Source organism: Haladaptatus halobius (assembly GCF_020618475.1).
In the GTDB taxonomy this organism is placed as follows: domain Archaea; phylum Halobacteriota; class Halobacteria; order Halobacteriales; family Haladaptataceae; genus Haladaptatus; species Haladaptatus halobius.
This window is the reverse complement of the sequence record NZ_CP085339.1, coordinates 357537-375452: the sequence shown is the minus strand read 5'-3', so window position 1 is coordinate 375452 and position 17916 is coordinate 357537. Positions and strand designations below refer to the sequence as shown.

Genomic DNA, 17916 nt, shown 5'->3' with positions numbered 1-17916 from the left:
CAGAGACCGAAGAGGTAGTCTGACAAGCCAATGTTTGTTTGAAGGCCATTTAGATAGTCATCCATCCAATATCAGTGAACTTACCCTCACTCGGGAATCCACCAGATAACAACCCGGGGACTCAATTTTCCCCCCTGCCAAGTCACCCTGCTCATGCAACTCGTCGAGTCGTCGATGCGCAGACGGCCATTCAATCCCAAGCGTATCTGCCACCCACCGAGCGGTCACCGCCGGAAACTCTGACTCCCTAATCGCAGTAAGAATATCGTCGTCGTTTCCACTGCATACAGGTCGCGAATTACGAGTGTAGATTAGTATCTGTGATCACATCCGTACTACCCTTGAAAACGAGGTGAGACAATTGTGGATAGTCATCTACTATGTGAGTATTCGAATACAACAACCAGTTACAATGAAATGGGTCCCTCATCCGCCGTGTAGCAATCTGAGCAGATCATTAAGAGATTCCGAGGAGCATGGACTTGGCTGGATATCGCGAACTCAAAGAATGAGACGATATGATAGGCCTCTATCCGTGAAACCTTCTGTTCGTTTCGCTCACACCGCTGGCACTGGTGGTTGTCTGGTGTAAGTGACTGTCGTTGTATCTAAATGTACCGCGAACCCAGTCCTACAGTTTCTCTCATAGCGAACGCCCCAATTACTTATCCGTATCGCAGCCTGTTACACTACATAATGCTACCAGCAGATTTTCAGCACTCACAGTCGGAGATTACCGACGATCAACCGGCTATCGATTGTGATGCGTGTCAGTCTACCCTCGACCCTGATAGCCAGCAGGCCGTGTCATTTCTCCTTCTGGATCACCTTCGAATCCCTATCCTCAGTTGTGATGACCATCTTGAGCAGTTTACTTCGATCTGTGGACTCACCTCTGACGACACAGCGACGCTCCTCCACCACCACCCCGCTGGCGGTATCTCGTGTCCTGGTTGTCGTTTCGCATCGTATTCTGCAGCCCAATCACTAGTCCCAGTCCAAGACGGAGCAATTGTACCCATTGCATGTCCAAAACACCAGTCAAAGATTATTCAGCGCTTCCAGACAGGGCTCCAAACACACCAACAGCTAACGTCCAGTCTCGGTACGAGCACCGGCTCGTTACTGTGAGTTTTAGCGTGTCCGCGGAGACCAGGAATACGGTTGCAGTAGTGATGAATAGTGTGTTGGTTAATTGATAAAACGTGCCCGAAAAATGTGGTATTATCTCACCTTTGCTTCTGAGGGGTGTTCGACAAGGACGATCCCATTCCCATAGAGATCAGTTGCGATAGCTTCGATTCCATAGGGCTGTTCTGTCGGCTCAGATACGAATTCAACACCGTGTTCATGCAGCGTTTCATACGTAGCTTGGCAATCATCTACCGTAAAGGCGAGTGCCAGTTGCTCACCAATCATTGCAGATCGACGGCCAGCTTCCTCACCCTCAAACCAGTCAAGAGATTCAAGGACGATTTCCACAGTATCATCTTGTTCGGCTGCGACAGTAACCCAACGACGATTATCGGGTCCAAACATCTCGTCTGCTGCCTTCTTTAGGCCGAGCTTCTCGGTGTAAAAGTCTAGCGCTTCGTCTTGATCATCAACAATGCGGGTAGTGAGGCGGAGCTTTTCAATCATGATTTCCTCCGTGTCTGTTGATGCCGTTCAGAAGCAAATACGCTCGCCTATAGTTTGAAAGCGACCATCTGTACCCTTGCCATATACGCTGGGTTGCGTAGGCGTTGTCAGCTGTATCTCCACCTGCAGCGCAGAGCTTTAGACCTGTAATCTCCATAAAACGAGACAAGAGCATCTTTGTGAGGCACATCATCCTCGCCAAACAGCACACAGCCATCCGCTTCCAAAACCAACTCGATTGATTTCACTCCTCAGCGTTCGTAGTGAAGCCAATCTTGCTATGAGTCCCATCACAGAATGGCTTGGTCGCCGACCAACCGCACCGACAAAATGTCGCCTCACCATGTCGAGTAGGTTCTCCCTCACCGTGCCGGAGTTCGAAGGAACCATCGAGAATAATCGGCCCATTCGGTGTCGGCGTCACGACTAGCTGCCCGTCGGGTTGGTCGTCACCGTCCTCCTCGTTGCTCGTGTCTGTCGTGTCACGTTCCTCAACTTGCTTGTCCTCGATATCTTCAGAGATGGCTGGATCTACCGACTCGGTTCCATCTGCCTCGAAAATACGTGCATGGCTGTTATCACAGAGTGGTTCGTTCATTGTATGTCCACAGCGACAGAGAGCGACGCGCGTATCTTCGAGAACAAGTTCACCATCGTGTGATCGAATCACGATGTCTCCGTGGAGATAAAGCGGCCCATTAGTGGTTGCGGTGACCGTGTTACTGGAAGGAATGCGTTCAGGAGTGCCATCGTCAGTTCGTTCGTAATGCAGTGCTCCTGTCGGGCACCGTTCGATCACCCGCGCTACCTCGTCAGCGTCGGCATTGTCAGCGTCGATCCACGGTCGCTGGTTCGGGTCAAACACTTCGGGAAGTCCCTCGACACACTCCCGGACGTGAATACATCGATTGTGATCGTAGCTGACCTCGATGTACCTCCCGTGGTACTCGTGGAGATCTTCTTCCATAACCTTCCTTAGCGAGGCTCTGACTTATCAATTGAGACGGATTGATAGACATCCCTCGACTCTCTGATTCCCCGCAAGATCGACGTTCGAATGTCTGCACGAGACACAACACTCACCAACAAATCTTTCAGCTAAAGCCCCTCTCGAACCCCAGACCAAAATCACTCTGGAAAATGGATATCCGCAGGAACCCGAGTCAGCCCAAGTGTCGCGAAATCCCGATCAAAGGCAAAGATATGGTCGATATCGTATTCACGGGCGAGTACCGCACTCGTGTGATCAACGGACGAAATCTGTTGGTCGTCATAGCGCTCAAACTCATCATAAGCCGCAGCAAACACACCTTCACCAACCGGGAGGATATTGAAATTCTCCGAACGTCGAATCGTCTGGAGCGCATCGACCGCCGTCTTGTGATTGTCCTTCCGACTGGTGAGTGTAGCTAACTCCGAGAGGACGTATCGATTCGTAAACAACGGCTGATACGGAATCGCTTCACGGCGGAGGGAATCGAACACGGATTGGGCTGTCTCATGCCGTCCAGCACGGGTGTTCACCCACGCAAAGAATGCTCCCGTATCGATAAACAGGGGCTATTCACTCATCGCCACCGTAGAGGATATCATCGATCTCGTCTTCGGCAACTGGCTCACCGGCAGCTGGCTTTAGCGACCAAAACGGATCATCCGCATTGATACCACTCGGTTCCGCTGCATCATCGTCAATCCACCAAATGACTACCCCCGCACCGACCTTCCGACGTTCGATTAGTCCTTGATCGTGGAGCTGAACGAGTTTCTGGCGGGCTGCTTCCGACGAGTAATCCAATTGCTCACCCAGCTTCTTTGCAGTGACTACTGGGTCACTGGCTTCACGGATCGCCCGAAGGACGGCGTCGAGGGTGAGTGTCTGGACGTAGCGACCAGTAGTTGTTACCATTCACGACCCTAGCGAGGCCGATAACTCCTCATTTTATCGCGCAGGGGGCGTCCAAGACGAGTTGACCAAGTAGGAAAGTGTACTCCGTACCGCCCTCGATTACCGAAAATGTTCGGTGGTTGGGAAAATCGATGGAATCCCGGTCAGCATTCTGAAGCTGCTTCCCAAGCGAGAGATACCCTCTGTTTGGAACCAAGTCACTCGTCGCTAGCTGAATTCGCTCGACTGACCAGCGAACACTTACAGAGCGGGTACAGGTAGTACTCTTGATGGCTCTGTTAAAGCCAGGCTCATCATCGATGAGATCCTGATCATAATTATAGACCCGAGCAGCACCGTATCGTGCTGTACGGGTCTGACAGGACTGAAACTACGGTGTTTAGCCAATAAGTTTCAATTGTGAGTAATTGCTCGTTTCTCATCGTTGAAATAGGTCTGTGATCCACGGAACAGTCAAGCTTTCTCGCATGCTTCAATTTCGTTTGAATGTTAACTTTTTATAACTATTCTGAATTACCTATTTTCTATCTTATTCTAGTTCGATGTATACAACTGAACTCATTCCCTGTTACTCATTTGCCGCTGCGATTTAGGCAGCCAACAACAAACCGACTGTAGTCCCACCTGTTAGTGAACCACGTAATCGCGTCGGGGACTAAACAATGACACAACCTGAACTCTTCACCCGTACGGTCTTACAAGTCGGTGGGCTTCCGGGATGGCTGCAAGACCCTATCTCAGGATTCATCGCATTACTTCCGCGCCTTATCGGCGCGCTTGTCATCCTGCTCATCGGCTGGATAATCGGACGCGCCGCAACAGCCGTCGTCCGCCGAATTGCTGATCGAATCGAACTCGACAGAATGGTTCTCGACACACCACTCGGGCGGATGTTGGGCGGCACGGAAAGCGCAGTGTCGGGCGCATTCGGCAAAATCACCGCATGGTTCGTCTACGCACTGGCGATCCTCGCCGCGGCGAACGTGCTCGCAATTTCGATGCTCTCGCAGTGGGTTGCAACTGCCGTCTCGTACCTTCCGGCGCTGATTGCCGGACTGCTGGTTATCGTCCTCGGGTTCGTCGTTGCCGACTTCATCGGCGACGCGATCATGCGAACTCGGGCGGCGACCCACACCGCGTACACCCAGTGGTTCGCCACGGGAACCCGGATGTTCCTGTACTTCACCGCCATCGTCATCGGTCTCGACACAATGGGTATCGACGTGGGAATTCTCTACCTGTTCGCTCGAGCTTTCGCATGGGGCCTCGCGGCCGCTATCGCCATCGGCGCGGGTGTCGCCTTCGGATGGGGTGGACGGGACTATGTGGCTGAACACATCGATAACTGGATGAGCAGTGCACGACAGGGCACGCCGAGTCCGCAACTCAGCGACGACGACTAAAGAGAAGTACTTCGCTGACGGATCTCGGTGGATCCAGTATGGAATTCACCGCGAGGTGCGCAGCCCTCACGGATATCTTCATCGATCACCACACCGCTGTTCGCGCCCATTCGCTCTGTGTTAGCGTCAGGTATGGCTTTCAATTGACTATCCCCATAGCACTGACTCCACCCAGGAACGGGGGACTCGGGGCAGTGCGATTGATTGAGAAGTAGGAAAACCCACCCATCGACAACTGGCGTCACGAAATACATTCCTGCAACGGACGAGATCACGATCGCGCTCACCTGGATGGCCTATGAGCACCACGGCTGGGAGCAATTCAGTGTGACCGTGCGCCACGAACTCATTCACGCATGGCTGTACCACGAGTTCAGCGAAGCAGACCACGGGCGAACGTTCATCCGCTGGATCAACGCCCTCGACACCTTACAGTACTGCGAGCGGTTCAAATCGCCGAACTGGTGGGTGATCTGTGAGGACTATAGTGGGCAGCTCGCGCGCTACCAGCGTTCCAAGGTCGTGAAACATCCCGAGACGTACAGTTGTGGTGACTGCGATGGATCGCTCCGCGTCGAGGAGGCTGCCGAACAATGATGGCGGAGTATCGGTGTCCATTCTGCAACTGGATCGTTGATCTGATGGCGATCTCTGGTCCCTCATCAGTCGTTTGCTCTGTATATTGACCGCGGTATCGAACTGCGTCATAAGTTTGAGATTCATACCCGTCCACGTCAAAGAATCCAATAGCGATTACTACGTTATCGTTCCGAGGTCATCAGCGAGGATCGTCGCCCAACTGAGGAGATCCTCATCTGCACCAGGTGCTGTCGCGCACTGGAGGCCGAGCGGAAGGCCCGCATCGGTATGGTCGACTGGGAGTGTCACCGTCGGAACTCCAGCGTTTGTCCATGGCAAGTTCATAATCGGGTCGCCGGTGCTATCGATGCCTTTTGGTGCTGGTCCGGGTGCAGCAGGACTCACCCATACGTCGATGCCAGTCTCGGCCATCTTCGTCCTGAGTTTCGTCCGAAGGTTCGCACGGTCAGCGCGACCAGCTGCGACTTCCTTGATAGAAACTGACCTCCCCTCCTCAATGAGGTCACGCGTTTTCTCGGCGTAGCGATCCTGATAGTCAGGATACCACTCGTTCTCCCGATGGACAAGTGCTGCCTCGGCTGCCATGAGACGATTATGTCGGCTGTTGATACCACCGATATCTGCGAAAAGATCGGTTTTGATCACGCTGTATCCCGCAGCCGACAAATCGTTGAGATGACGCTCGAAATGCGATTGGCCCATCTCATCGGCTTGGTTGAGGTAGGCGTCCGCTGGCACACCGAGCGTTGGTCGTTCCACGGGATCAGGGAGCGTTCGCCAGTTGTCACAGAGAATCGCCGCTGGAAGAGCAGCATCTGCAATGGTCTGGGTGAAAAACCCAACATGGTCGAGCGATGGTGAGAGCGGAATTACCCCCTTAATGGGAATGCGCCCAAAGGTAGGCTTGAAGCCGACGATACCACAGAACGCCGCAGGGCGGATGACTGATCCGATGGTCTGGGTACCAAGTGCGAGTGGGCATACCCCGGCGGCGACAAGAGCGGCTGACCCGCTGCTCGACCCACCGGGGGTTCGGTTGATGTCGTGTGGATTGCGTGTCGGGCCTGGATCAAAGTATGCAAACTCAGTGGTAACTGTCTTTCCGAACGGGATCGCGCCTGCTTCTCGGAGTTGATGCCACGCCACCGATTCTTCTCCAGTAAGCGCAGTCGGAGGAAGATCCGATCCTGCATGGGTTGGCATACCGTCGACCCGAAAGATATCCTTTATGCCGACGGGGATACCGTACAGCGGCGGTCGACTTGTCGGTTCCGACCTGCTATCTGTCTCGCGTTCACGCGCCTGTCGCTGAAGTCGTCCCCATCGGTTCGCTTCCGGAACTAACGCGTAAACATCGTCTGCAATCACCTCCGTTCGGTCGCGGCAGTCCTCGACGTAGGTTGTCGGCGTCTCGCGTCCTGAACGGAGTGCATGAACCGCTTCCGTGAGCTGTGCGTTTCCTACGAACATATAACTCGATATCGATCACTCCAACGTAAGAATTGTTACCTATGATATTACAGGAGTACTCAAGAAAGCCTTAGGAGAGATTTGAACTCTCGACCGACTCCTTACAAAGGAGTTGCTCTGCCAGCCTGAGCTACCAAGGCACACGCAGTATCGATGCGCTCCCGACAAAGACTTTCTCTTTTAGATTTCAGAGGCCAAGAAATGACACGAGTTGAATCGAATCGATACGGTTAGCGAATAGGATGTCGAGCGATACAGTGGCAGCATCCATATCTCTGACTACTGAGAACGCTGATCTGCTCTATAATTCGTAGCTTGACGAGGTAGGTAACTCGGAGAGATGATAGCCCCGATTATTCGCTGAAAAACCAATCGGCAGAGCCTAACTTCATCGATAATCTTCTACAGAAGAGTGCCGAGCTACTACTACCAACAGTAGCATGGTGGCGGACTTCGTCGTATGTGATAGATGGAGATCACTGGGAAAGACAAACATCGGTTGGTTTTTTGAACGCCGGCGTTCATCGCCACATTTCTCGCATTTGGACTTTTCGGATTTATTACTGGGATTTGGGAGGTGTTACTTGCAGACCTCCGGACATCGATTTCACTCTCAACCGGCGCATTTGGTCTTGCTCTTACCGTCGGGATACTCGCCGCAGTACCAGCGATGATACTCGGGGGTCGGATTGTTGATCAATTCAATCCACGTGTTTTAATCGGTATAACTGGGCTCACGATGGGGCTAGCAATACTTGGAATCTCCCAAGTAGATAGTTATTTGCTACTGGTCGGTACATTCTTGCTCTATTTCGCTGCGAACAGCGCATACGATGTCGGCATCAATGCTGCAGGTATCAATATTGAACAGACGAAGGCCCAGCAGATTCTGACGTACTTCCACGCTGCATTCAGCGGTTTTGCAGCGGTCGGCGCGCTATTGACAGGGATACTATTGACGGTCGGTGTAAATTTTCGGCTCCTCTACATTGGTCTGTCTATCGGAGTAACGATTGTCTCGGCACTGCTCTTGTTGAGCCGATCGCTACCAGATCGTCAACAAAATCGGAAGCAAATAAAAGAAAATGTTTATCATAGAAGTCTATTCCGAAATTTTGCGGTAGTGCTCATCGCCGTGATAGTCTTTCTTAGTTATTTCGCAGAGGGAACAATCGAAAACTGGTCAGCAGTCTATTTGCGGACGTGGCTGACCCTTCCTATAATTGTTGGTGCCTCTGGAGTAGCGCTGTTTCACCTCGCGATGGCGACTGGTCGGCTAGGTGGCGCACAACTAATTAGTGTGTTTGATCGACGTTGGATTCTCCGGGCAGCAGGGGTTCTCGGCACAGTCGGGATGGTTCTATCAGTCATAACTACCATCCCATTCTTGATTCTCGTCGGATTATTTGTCGTTGGGCTTTCAATGTCGGTCGTTTCACCGATTGAGTACTCACTTGCCGGCGATTTTGCGCCAAGACGGTCAGGCGAAGCAAGTTCGGTCGTTTCGGTTGTCGGCTGGAGTGCATTTATCATTTCTCCAGCGCTCGTTGGTGGACTTGCAGAAGTTGTAGGGCTACGAGCTGCACTGGCAATAGTCATATTGACAGCCAGTTTAATTGCTGTCCTAACATATCGTATTCCTGATCACGATAGTCAAACCGAAAAACAGTCTCCAAGTGAGCTCAATCAATGCACTCTTAGTTCGAAAGATTAGGGGGATAGTTTCTATAATAGAGCCAAAGGAAAACTGAGGTAGCTCCAACTATTATTCCAAATTCTAGGTGTTCTGATTACGAACTCACCTGCAGCCCTTGAAGCTGACGAGACGGCAAAAAAACGCGCATAGTAGGAGCAGTTCTCCTTCGACGTCGATGCCCTGGACTCATCGAAGTCACTAACGAGAGCCACAAGAACCCCGCAGAGCACCAGTACGTTGTCTCCATCGACGATATGACCGAAGAACTGATGGCATGCATGTGCCCGCATCACGTCCACCACAACGCCTTCTGCAAACACATGGCCGCAGTCGAAAACACAACTGACGATGGGACGTTCGAGGCGTTCCCGTCGGGGGACGACGACGATTCCGAACCAGAGGACAGTGACAGCGTCGGCCTCAACGGGTTCCCCTGCCGGGAGTGCGTGAGAGAAGGCCGCAAGGTATCGCCGAATTAACACTACTGAATTCTTCTTTTCGTTATTTGGTGGTTTTCAATGAACCTGACAGAAACACCAAGTGAGTCAAAATAGTTAAACCCATTCCCACTGTATGTGGGAACATGAGCAAAGTAGATTCGAAGGGACGAATTGTTCTTCCACAACACATCCGTCGACGCCTTGGAATCACACCCGGTTCCGAAGTCGAAATCCACGAAGAAGACGGCAAGGCAGTCATCGAACCAGAAGACAATCCCGATCAAATCATCGCCGATCTCGAAAACATCATCGAAGATGCCGCGGCACGTAGAGACCAATCCGACTATGACGAGCTAGATATCGAAGCAAAGCGCCACGTCGACACTATTCGACGTCAAGCAAATAGCGAAGAGACGAGCGATGAGTGATGAACCGTACCTATTCGATGTCGGTGTAACCGCACTCGCACATGCAGGGACGCCGGTCAGCGATGTGGCGCTCACCTACGTCCGACAAGCAATTGCTGGAGAGATACAAGCAATCGTCCCACATGCATCTCTCATCGGCGCACATCACATTCTAACATCTGTCTACGGATTTTCGAACGACAGAGCCTCTGCGCTCATGCGACGATTCATGGATGCAAAACGGATTCACTGGTATGAGGAACTCGCGGAAGACACTGTCCGAGCTGGCTTCGAGTGTGCAGGTGAGATGAATATTGACGGCTGGGATGGATACTACGCACAAGTTGCTATTGAGGAGGGGGCAGAAACCATACTCACCTTAGACGACGATTTTAATCGGTTTGATGAGCTAACCACCGAAGTTATCCTCTCTTCTAAGGAATTTCGGACACTCGATGAGTTCCTCGGCTATTAATTTTTGATAACCGCTCACATTCGATGTTGAAGTCCAGTTAGATGGAAGTCACCACTGAGAGCCACGAGAATCGTAAGCGGAAGTGGAACTACTCCGGGAGTGCCGCCGTAATTGATGCACGAACGCTATCCATCGCTCACAGCACCATCGACGAGAGAAAAGGGTGTCGAGGACTACTTCGCTTCATCGTCGACTACCAGCGTGTTCTCAATCAGATTACTTACTCCTCGGCGAAGACGCTTACCGAGCACCTGATGGGAGGTGGCGAGATTGCTTCCATCGATCTCTCGTGGAATAGTGTAATACCCATGTTCGTAGGCTTCGACGAGCGCCTTACACTGCCTTTCAGATATGAACGGCGACTTTGAATAAAGTATTTGCCGACAAACTCCGATTACTACTGTCGCTGCAGCGTTCAACATCTCCCTGCCAAGAGGGAGATGTTAGGGACAAACAGATCTGTTCTCGTCGAGAGCCAAATGGGCGGTCCAACGAGGAAGACACCTCCACAATAGGAAATCCGTTAAAGGAATAGATTATTGAGAACGGGCTGCAAAGTGAGTGCATGGGAGAAAATACGTCGAAGATCACACTCGCCGATACCCTGAACGTGTTCGAGGAGGCGGCCAAAGTAGGGACACCGTTTACAGCGAGCGAGGTCGCCGACGAGCTTGGCTGTGTCCGCAGGACGGCCTATGGGAAGCTCAAGGAACTCGCGGAAAGGGGGGATCTCCAGACCAAGAAAGTAGGGGCGCGCGGTCGGGTCTGGTGGCAAGTAGACTCTCAACCGACTGCCGTCAAACGAAGTGACGGATCTGCGCTCAACCAATTGCAGCTCGATGAATTCATCGATTCGGTCACTGATTACGCCATCTTCGTTCTCGACTCAAACGGCTGTGTCCGTTCGTGGAACGCCGGTGCAAGGCGCATCAAGGGTTACACGGAGGAGGAGATCCTCGGCGAACACTTCTCGACGTTTTACTCCGATGAAGATCAGAAAGCTGGCATCCCTCAACGGAATCTTGACTATGCCGCAAAGGAAGGACGGGTTGAGGACGAGGGAATCCGCGTTAGGAAGGATGGTACCACCTTCTGGGCGAACGTTGTTATCACCGCCCTCCACGACAACGATGGCGACTTGCGGGGCTTCGTGAAGGTAACCCGCGACATGACCGATCGCCACATGTACGAAGAGCGCCTCATGAAGCAGAAAGAGCGTTTCGAGGCACTCATTAGTGAAGTCAAGGACTACGCGATCTTCTTGCTTGGGCCAGATGGGATGGTGCGATCCTGGAACCAAGGGGCCAGGCAGATCAAGGGTTACACGGAGGAGGAGATCCTCGGCGAACACTTCTCGACGTTCTACTCCGATGAAGATCAGAAAGCTGGCATCCCTCAACGGAATCTTGCCATCGCCGCAAAGGAAGGGCGAGTTGAGGACGAGGGAATCCGCATTAGGAAGGACGGTACCACTTTCTGGGCAAACATCGTCATCACCGCTCTCTACGATGATGATGGTGATATCCGCGGATACGCCAAAATCACTCGGGACATGACCGAACGTCACGAATATGAGGAACGCCTGCGCGCACAGCGTGATGAGCTAGATGAGCTGAACCAAATTAATACGGTCATCCGGGACATCGATCAGGCCCTCGTTACTGCTACGTCACAGGACGAGATCGGCCAGGCCGTGTGTGAACGGCTGGCGGCTTCGGACACATACTCGGCCGCGTGGATCGGAGAGTACACCGAAGATTACGAAGAAGTTACCTCAGAGGCGTGGGCCGGCCTGAGTCAAGAGTGTGTTGAGGCCATCGAGGCCACCAATATAAACTCAGATGAGCCGACTGAGCGGGGGATGGGCGCGACCGCATTGCGCACTCGGAGCGTCCAGTCCGTTAGTCAGATCCACGAGAGTAACCCGAGCGAGACGTGGCAGGAAGAAATACTCGCGGAGGGGTTCGAGTCGGCCATTATGATCCCGCTCGTCTACAACGATGTCAAGTACGGCATACTGACGGTGTACGCAGAAAATGAGTCCGCTTTCGACGAGCGAAAAATTGCGGTCTTGACCGAGATGGGGGAGACTATCAGTCACACCATCGCAGCAATCAGACGTAAGGAACGTGAACGCACGCTCACTGCCTTGCAAGAGTCCACCCGTGATCTGCTTCACACCGAGTCCTCGGAGGAGATAGGCGACGTAATCGTCAACGCCATCACCGAGAATCTCGCGCTGGCCGACGCCTTGGTTTACCTCTTCGACACATCAGAGAACAACCTCAAGCCAGTGAGCGCCTCGTTCCCGCTCAGTTCCTATAACGGCGAACCGGAATCGCTCACTGTAGGGGATGACTCCCCGATCTGGGCAAGCTTTGTCGACGCAGAACCCCAAACAATCGAGGCGTCTTCGATGTCGATCATGCCGTCGTCAGGGCTCAACGATAGACAAATACTAGCGATACCGTTGGGGAACCGCGGGATGCTCATCGTGGTCACTGCCCAAGGGGAGACGTTGGACAGTCAAACGCGGAACCTCGCCGAGCTTATCGGGACGACCGCTGAAGCGGCGTTCGACCGCGTTGAAAGTCAGATAAACCTCCGCGAACGCGACGAGATCCTCCAAGAGCGCAACCAGCGCCTCCAGCGGTTGAACCAGATCAACACGATTATCCGCGAAATGGATCAGGCGCTCATCCAGGCCACGTCGCACGAGGAAGTTCAGCGCGTCGTCTGCGAACGGTTAACCGACAGTGATCGATTCCGATTTGCCTGGATCGGGCGACCTGACGGTGCCGACGGAGAGCTCATCCCGGAGGTATGGAATGGAGACGGCCAAGGGTACCTCGACAGTGTGTCGCTCTTCAAGGGTGATAACCTGGCTGAGCCGGCGATCCAGACCGCTCAAACGGGGGAGGTCACGGTCGTTCCCAACATCGCCGACGATCTTCGAAACGGCCAGTGGCGGAAGGAAGCATTCATGCGGGAGTTCCAGTCGGTTATCAGCATACCGCTCACGCACGAGTCGATTACGCATGGCATCCTTACAGTCTATGCTGACCAGCCGGGGGTGTTCCAGCAGATGGAGCAAACTGTGTTTGCCGAACTCGGGGAGACGATTGCCAACACGCTAAATGCCGTGGATACGAGGCAGTCGCTATTGAGCGACGAGTGGGTGGAATTGGAGTTTCGACTCTATGACGAGTCGATGAGTTTCCTCTCGCGGCTTGCCGGGCAAGTTGGATGCGACATTTTATTCGAAGGATTTATTCCGTTGTCGGAAGATCGAGCCCGACTGTTCTTCACAGTCGACGACGCCAATCCGGACGTCGTTCGCGGGGTAATCGACCGGGCGGTCACAGTTGAAACGAGTCGTCTAATTGCTAGTCACGATGATGGACACCTGTTTGAGGCTGTCGTCGGGAGTCCTACTATCCCGTTGACGCTATTAGAGCATGGAGCATCACTCAGAACCCTTACTGTATCCGACGACGGAATCCAGATCGTCGTGAGCCTCACGTCGAACGCGGATATCCGGGGATTCATTGAGGAATTCCAGACCGAATACGAAAGCACAGAGTTCTTGGCCCGACGTCGCCACGAACGTCCGGCGCACACACGTCAGGGGGTTCGAGCCAAACTTGAGGAGCAGCTCACCGAGCGGCAACTGGAGGTATTACAGACCGCATACTTCAGCGGTTTTTTTGCCTCACCACGCCAGAGCACAGGAAGCGACATTGCGGAGGTTCTTGATGTCTCACAGCCGACCGTGACGGAACACCTTCGCACGGCGCAGTCCAAGATTCTTGATCTCCTATTAACCAATCAGTCGGCGAAAGTATGAGCTCGGTGAAACTGTGCTTAACCATCTCTCTTCCATCAGTTTCACGTACTTGGTGGATCACAGGGAGGACTACTCCTAAGGGTGGCCAATATTAATAACTAGACCCCAGGCGGTAGCTTATGTAACTAGCCGATTTTTCCTTGGCGCACCACACTCTACGATAAATCGATGGAAAGTGGAGATGTAGACGACTATTCGATGGCAAGTCCCGATGCGGACGAACGTTCGATGGATGATACGATGAGCGATAGAGTAATAACGGCGGTCGCCAACACGAAAGGAATGAATCCGATGAACCTTGATCCACTCTACGAGGTTATCGAGCCGGACGCGCTCAATGCCCTGTACAAGCGAGATGAGCTCGGGCGATCAAGGTCGCCGGAACGCGTAGAATTCACATACTGCGGATGCGAGGTGGTCATCGCCGGGAAAAATTCAGTTTCTGTCTCCGCGACAGCACTGGGAGAATCGTAATATCTTCCAATTGATCATGAACACTTGAACTGAAGAAATGCTCATCTCACCCTCGTACGAGTTGTGCTGCGTCGACTGCCCTTTCGAGATGGTGTCAATCCCCATCACTTCTGAGCGATTGATTCACTGTAATATAAATATCTGATGATTACACCCTTCAATGTACGGAATGTGATTGGAGAGTAAGTACAATAAATGGTATGTCCAAGAACGAGGTGACTGTTGAAGCGATCACACATTTCATTGAATCAGGTCATTCAGTGCAAGCAATGTACGTTCAGGGTCAAAAATTAATCAATACCTGGTGACCTCTCCAGTGCTGATGACACTGAGAATAGCTAGACTAAGTACACGGCCAATGCACTGATTCGTGCTGGGTTAATGATTGGTCGTGATGAGGATCGCTTTTGTTGGGGGCGAAGCAATAGATTAGCTCTAATGGTAGTGTATATTCAACAAGCGAGCCGTTTTTGGGATTAGTTGTCATGGAACCCCAAGGACCGCTCACCGGAACTCTCGAAGTTGATCCTCTTTCACTACTGGGATGACGAGAGCAGTGCGTCACAGGGAAGGCTCGGTGGGGCGAACTCCCTGTCGTAGCACCTGTTGACTCCGACGATGGAACAGAACTCCTTGAGCGCGGCAGGGAGGTGGATAAAGTAATCAGCATCACTCTCAGAGGTGGTCTCAGTGACCAGCCTCCGCCGGGCGGTACTAACCTACACGTTGTTCTGGATGTGAGACCCGAGTAGGAACTCGGAGTACACCCTTATCTTACATTGTTGCATTGTTCCGCGAACATGAATACCGCTGACAACTCCCGAAATTGGCACACCAATCCCATTCAGTCTCTGGTGGTTTACTTCGATAACCATGATGAGGGGGCTATTCGAGCGGCTCGGACAGAGGAGCGCATTTGGAAATATTGGGAGTGGATCCATGTCCATCTGCCTTTAATGATCGGAATCACAGCAGCCGGTGTCGGCGTGCTCCGCGTGTTTACCGGCGACCTTGCTCTACCGCTGCCGCCGGCCGAGCGGTGGCTCCTCACCGGATCACTCGCAATCTGTCTCTTCTCGCTCGGTCTCCTTCACCGAACGACCATTTCATGCGCTGGTCAACGGCCGAGTGGCGGTGTTCAGTCAATTTACCGGTTCAGGACGGCGGGCATCGTCCTCGTCATTGGGATCGGCGGCGGCTGGATTCCCCCGCTTGGGTTCATCGTACTGATGGCGCTTGCGTGAATTGCACAGATCGGCGCTGACCTCAAAACCCGTAGGCCGCCGACAACCCCCAACGTTTCCGAGTAATCCGATCCTATTAGGTCAGCGTAGCGTTCGGAAGAACTCTCTCACATCCTTGACGAAGAGTTCCGGTGCTTCCATGGCAGGGAAGTGGCCACCCTGCTTGAATTCCGACCAGTGCTGAATAGTCTGATCGGGATCGAGAAGGCGGCGAAGAATCGGATCTGCGTTGAATACAGCGTGACCCTGTGGTACGTCCGACGATGCGACCCAGTCTGCCTCCGAATGAGCAGACTCATAAATGAATCTGGCCGCGGACGCACCTGTGCGGGTGAACCAGTAGATGCTGACGTTGGTCAACAATTGGTCACGATCAACTGTATCGTCAGGCAGTTCGGCTGCTGGGTTTGTCCACTCCTTGAATTTCTCGACGATCCATGTGAGCTGGCCGACTGGTGAGTCAGTTAGGGAGTAGGCCAGGGTTAGTGGTCGCGTCGACTGCAGTTGCAAGTAGCCTTTGCCCTCTCCTTGGTACTGCTGTTGGAGATCCTCAACATGGTCCGTTTCTGTATCAGTGAGGCCAGAGGTATCGATTGGGATCTCATCGCCAAGGATGATGAATGATGACGGATCAAGGTTGGCGTGCAATCCGACGACGTGATCTGGATTGATGTTCGCTAGTCGGTCGGCTACCCCAGCACCGATGTCACCACCTTGAGCCCCATACCGCTCGTAGCCGAGGCGGCGCATAAGTTCGGCAAAGGCATTCGTCGTGCGGGGGATCTCCCAGCCAGTCTCTTGAACCGGTGTCGAAAAGCCGAATCCCGGCAGCGACGGAGCGACGATATGGAAGGCATCAGCTGGGTCGCCACCATGTGACCGAGGATCAGTAAGCGGCTCAATGATATCGTGGAACTCGACGATTGAACTTGGCCAGCCATGCATGATAAGTAACGGGAGAGCATCGGGCTCGGAAGAGCGCACATGCACGAAGTGAATCGTTTGGCCGTCAATTTGAGTGGTGAACTGAGGGAGCGCGTTCAACTCCTCTTCATATTCACGCCAATCGTATGAGTGCTGCCAGTATTCGGCGACCTCTTTGGCGTAATCGAGGGGCATACCGTAATTCCAGTCGACGTCAGGCAGTTCGTCAGGCCACCGAGTGTGAGCCAGACGATCACGGAGATCGTTGAGTTCGTCCTGCGGTATATCGATGCTGAATGGTTGAATATCGGTGTCGCTCATCTGTGTCACCTCACGTTTCTCAAACGATGCTTTGCCAGCCACTGTATTAGCCAGAGTGGCCTTCAATGGATTCAATTCTCAAAAATTGATCGTGTTGAAATTCTTGAGCGGTGACGGCACGAAACCTGAGGGACACGATTTCGGGGTGACCGGCCCACTCGATTTCGTCTCTCAGAGTTTTTGGTGGATCGGTTTACTCAGTCGTCCGAGGGCATCTCCTCATCGAAGAGATCCGCTGGGATTGCCCCGATTTGCATGAGCATGCCCATCATATTCACTTCCTGCCAGGTCTCAGCAAGCTTACCGTCCTCGAAGCGGTCGATTTCGATGCCGGTAACGGTCACTTCTTCGTTCGAGGGCTCGATGGTCCCCATCTCGCCGACGTGCGTGCCTGTCTGCTTCCAGCGAACCACGACATTGTCCCCTGCAGAGATGATCTGTTCGACTTCGAGCGGCCCGTCGATGATACCAGATCCCATCTCGGCCATCATCCGATAGCCCTCACGGCCACTGGGCCACTCACTTGCTTCTTCTTCTGGCATCGATGGGTCGTGGAGGACGTAGTCCTCGGCGACAACCTCGTCGATGACATCGTAGTTGTGATTCTGCCAGACCTCTTCGAAAATCCGTCTAGCGACGGATTCGTTGTCTTGAGCTGTCGTCATAATGATTCTCCCGTGCTGTGACGGGTGCGAGTAGGAGACGCGCACCAATCACTTTGTTATGAGTAGATTTTGCGCAGAAATTCGGACTTACCTCCGACACTGTGATCACACTTGAAAGTAAGCGGCTCGAATACAACGTTCAATTGCTTGGATTTGACTTATGACTTGCTGTGCTGGTCAGTAATGAGAGTAGTACAACGCATATAGCAGCGTCAACTATGTGCATATTCATGAGGGTGAAAATCGCGACAACGGTATGTTCCGGTTTATTCTCATCTAACATTGCGGCGTCTGGAATTACTAGATGGGCGAGAATTACAGCGGATACCTGCCGGTATAGGTGGATAGGATGATGACTGTAACGGGCTACGACCGCAAAGACGAGGACTGCGCCGCTGATATT

At 52.8% G+C, this 17916-nt stretch carries 17 protein-coding genes, 1 tRNA gene and 1 pseudogene; 10 read left to right on the top strand and 9 right to left on the bottom strand.

All coding sequences use genetic code 11. From position 1 onward, the window contains the following. Positions 1–1224: 1224 nt before the first annotated feature. From LIW51_RS32230 to LIW51_RS32215, 4 genes are all read right to left on the bottom strand, one after another. Positions 1225–1641, bottom strand: coding sequence for a VOC family protein (locus LIW51_RS32230; RefSeq protein ID WP_227379576.1), 417 nt, complete (start codon positions 1639–1641; stop codon positions 1225–1227). 244 nt (positions 1642–1885) lie between these two features. Further along, entirely contained in the window at positions 1886–2608 is a 723-nt protein-coding gene (locus tag LIW51_RS32225; RefSeq protein ID WP_227379575.1) for a CDGSH iron-sulfur domain-containing protein, read from the bottom strand. Positions 2609–2769: 161 nt separating this feature from the next. Further along, positions 2770–3192: a type II toxin-antitoxin system VapC family toxin gene (locus LIW51_RS32220; RefSeq protein WP_227380068.1), complete on the bottom strand. Its 423-nt coding sequence runs from the start codon at positions 3190–3192 to the stop codon at positions 2770–2772. A gap of 13 nt (positions 3193–3205) precedes the next feature. Then, on the bottom strand, positions 3206–3547 hold the full coding sequence (locus tag LIW51_RS32215; protein ID WP_227379574.1) for a helix-turn-helix domain-containing protein: 342 nt from the start codon (positions 3545–3547) through the stop codon (positions 3206–3208). 662 nt (positions 3548–4209) lie between these two features. Here LIW51_RS32215 and LIW51_RS32210 point away from each other — a divergent pair. Together LIW51_RS32210 and LIW51_RS32205 are read left to right on the top strand one after the other, a co-directional pair. Continuing rightward, a complete protein-coding gene (locus tag LIW51_RS32210; protein WP_227379573.1) occupies positions 4210–4950 on the top strand; it encodes a mechanosensitive ion channel family protein in 741 nt (246 codons plus the stop codon). 204 nt (positions 4951–5154) lie between these two features. Next, positions 5155–5547: a SprT-like domain-containing protein gene (locus LIW51_RS32205; protein WP_227379572.1), complete on the top strand. Its 393-nt coding sequence runs from the start codon at positions 5155–5157 to the stop codon at positions 5545–5547. 159 nt (positions 5548–5706) lie between these two features. Here the strand turns inward: LIW51_RS32205 and LIW51_RS32200 are convergent, their stop codons facing one another. Both LIW51_RS32200 and LIW51_RS32195 read right to left on the bottom strand, forming a co-directional pair. Further along, the gene (locus LIW51_RS32200; RefSeq protein ID WP_227379571.1) at positions 5707–7020 is read right to left on the bottom strand and encodes an amidase; all 1314 of its coding nucleotides are present in this window, start codon (positions 7018–7020) and stop codon (positions 5707–5709) included. Positions 7021–7086: 66 nt separating this feature from the next. Further along, positions 7087–7160: transfer RNA gene (locus tag LIW51_RS32195), tRNA-Thr, on the bottom strand. 383 nt (positions 7161–7543) lie between these two features. Between LIW51_RS32195 and LIW51_RS32190 the strand changes: the two genes are divergently transcribed. The 4 genes from LIW51_RS32190 (at position 7544) to LIW51_RS32175 (ending at position 10038) form a co-directional block, all read left to right on the top strand. Further along, the gene (locus LIW51_RS32190; protein WP_227380067.1) at positions 7544–8734 is read left to right on the top strand and encodes an MFS transporter; all 1191 of its coding nucleotides are present in this window, start codon (positions 7544–7546) and stop codon (positions 8732–8734) included. Positions 8735–8970: 236 nt separating this feature from the next. Next, a complete protein-coding gene (locus LIW51_RS32185; RefSeq protein ID WP_227379570.1) occupies positions 8971–9195 on the top strand; it encodes an SWIM zinc finger family protein in 225 nt (74 codons plus the stop codon). Positions 9196–9299: 104 nt separating this feature from the next. Then, positions 9300–9584 (top strand): AbrB/MazE/SpoVT family DNA-binding domain-containing protein, encoded by a 285-nt coding sequence (locus tag LIW51_RS32180; protein ID WP_227379569.1) that lies wholly within the window; start codon positions 9300–9302, stop codon positions 9582–9584. Continuing rightward, on the top strand, positions 9577–10038 hold the full coding sequence (locus LIW51_RS32175; protein ID WP_227379568.1) for a type II toxin-antitoxin system VapC family toxin: 462 nt from the start codon (positions 9577–9579) through the stop codon (positions 10036–10038). The genes LIW51_RS32180 and LIW51_RS32175 overlap by 8 nt, the downstream gene beginning before the upstream one ends. A 173-nt stretch (positions 10039–10211) precedes the next feature. Here the strand turns inward: LIW51_RS32175 and LIW51_RS39660 are convergent, their stop codons facing one another. Beyond that, on the bottom strand, positions 10212–10460 hold the full coding sequence (locus LIW51_RS39660; protein WP_227379567.1) for a helix-turn-helix domain-containing protein: 249 nt from the start codon (positions 10458–10460) through the stop codon (positions 10212–10214). Between the two features lie 143 nt (positions 10461–10603). On the opposite strand from LIW51_RS39660, the gene LIW51_RS32165 reads away from it, so the two are divergent. The 4 genes and pseudogenes from LIW51_RS32165 to LIW51_RS32155 all read left to right on the top strand — a co-directional run bounded on the left by LIW51_RS32165 (position 10604) and on the right by LIW51_RS32155 (position 15603). Continuing rightward, positions 10604–13885, top strand: a complete 3282-nt coding sequence (locus LIW51_RS32165; RefSeq protein WP_227379566.1) for a PAS domain S-box protein — start codon at positions 10604–10606, stop codon at positions 13883–13885. A gap of 198 nt (positions 13886–14083) precedes the next feature. After that, complete coding sequence (gene ddfA / locus LIW51_RS32160) at positions 14084–14359, top strand: DdfA family disk-determining factor (RefSeq protein ID WP_227379565.1); 276 nt, start codon at positions 14084–14086, stop codon at positions 14357–14359. A 560-nt stretch (positions 14360–14919) separates the two neighbouring features. Next, positions 14920–15003: pseudogene (locus tag LIW51_RS40580) on the top strand (DUF7995 family protein); the annotation flags it as partial. A 156-nt stretch (positions 15004–15159) separates the two neighbouring features. Further along, positions 15160–15603 (top strand): low temperature requirement protein A, encoded by a 444-nt coding sequence (locus LIW51_RS32155; RefSeq protein WP_227379564.1) that lies wholly within the window; start codon positions 15160–15162, stop codon positions 15601–15603. A gap of 81 nt (positions 15604–15684) precedes the next feature. Here LIW51_RS32155 and LIW51_RS32150 read toward each other — a convergent pair whose 3' ends face one another. Continuing rightward, the gene (locus LIW51_RS32150; RefSeq protein ID WP_227379563.1) at positions 15685–16848 is read right to left on the bottom strand and encodes an epoxide hydrolase family protein; all 1164 of its coding nucleotides are present in this window, start codon (positions 16846–16848) and stop codon (positions 15685–15687) included. A 197-nt stretch (positions 16849–17045) separates the two neighbouring features. Next, the gene (locus LIW51_RS32145) at positions 17046–17513 is read right to left on the bottom strand and encodes an ester cyclase (RefSeq protein WP_227379562.1); all 468 of its coding nucleotides are present in this window, start codon (positions 17511–17513) and stop codon (positions 17046–17048) included. Positions 17514–17916: the final 403 nt, after the last annotated feature.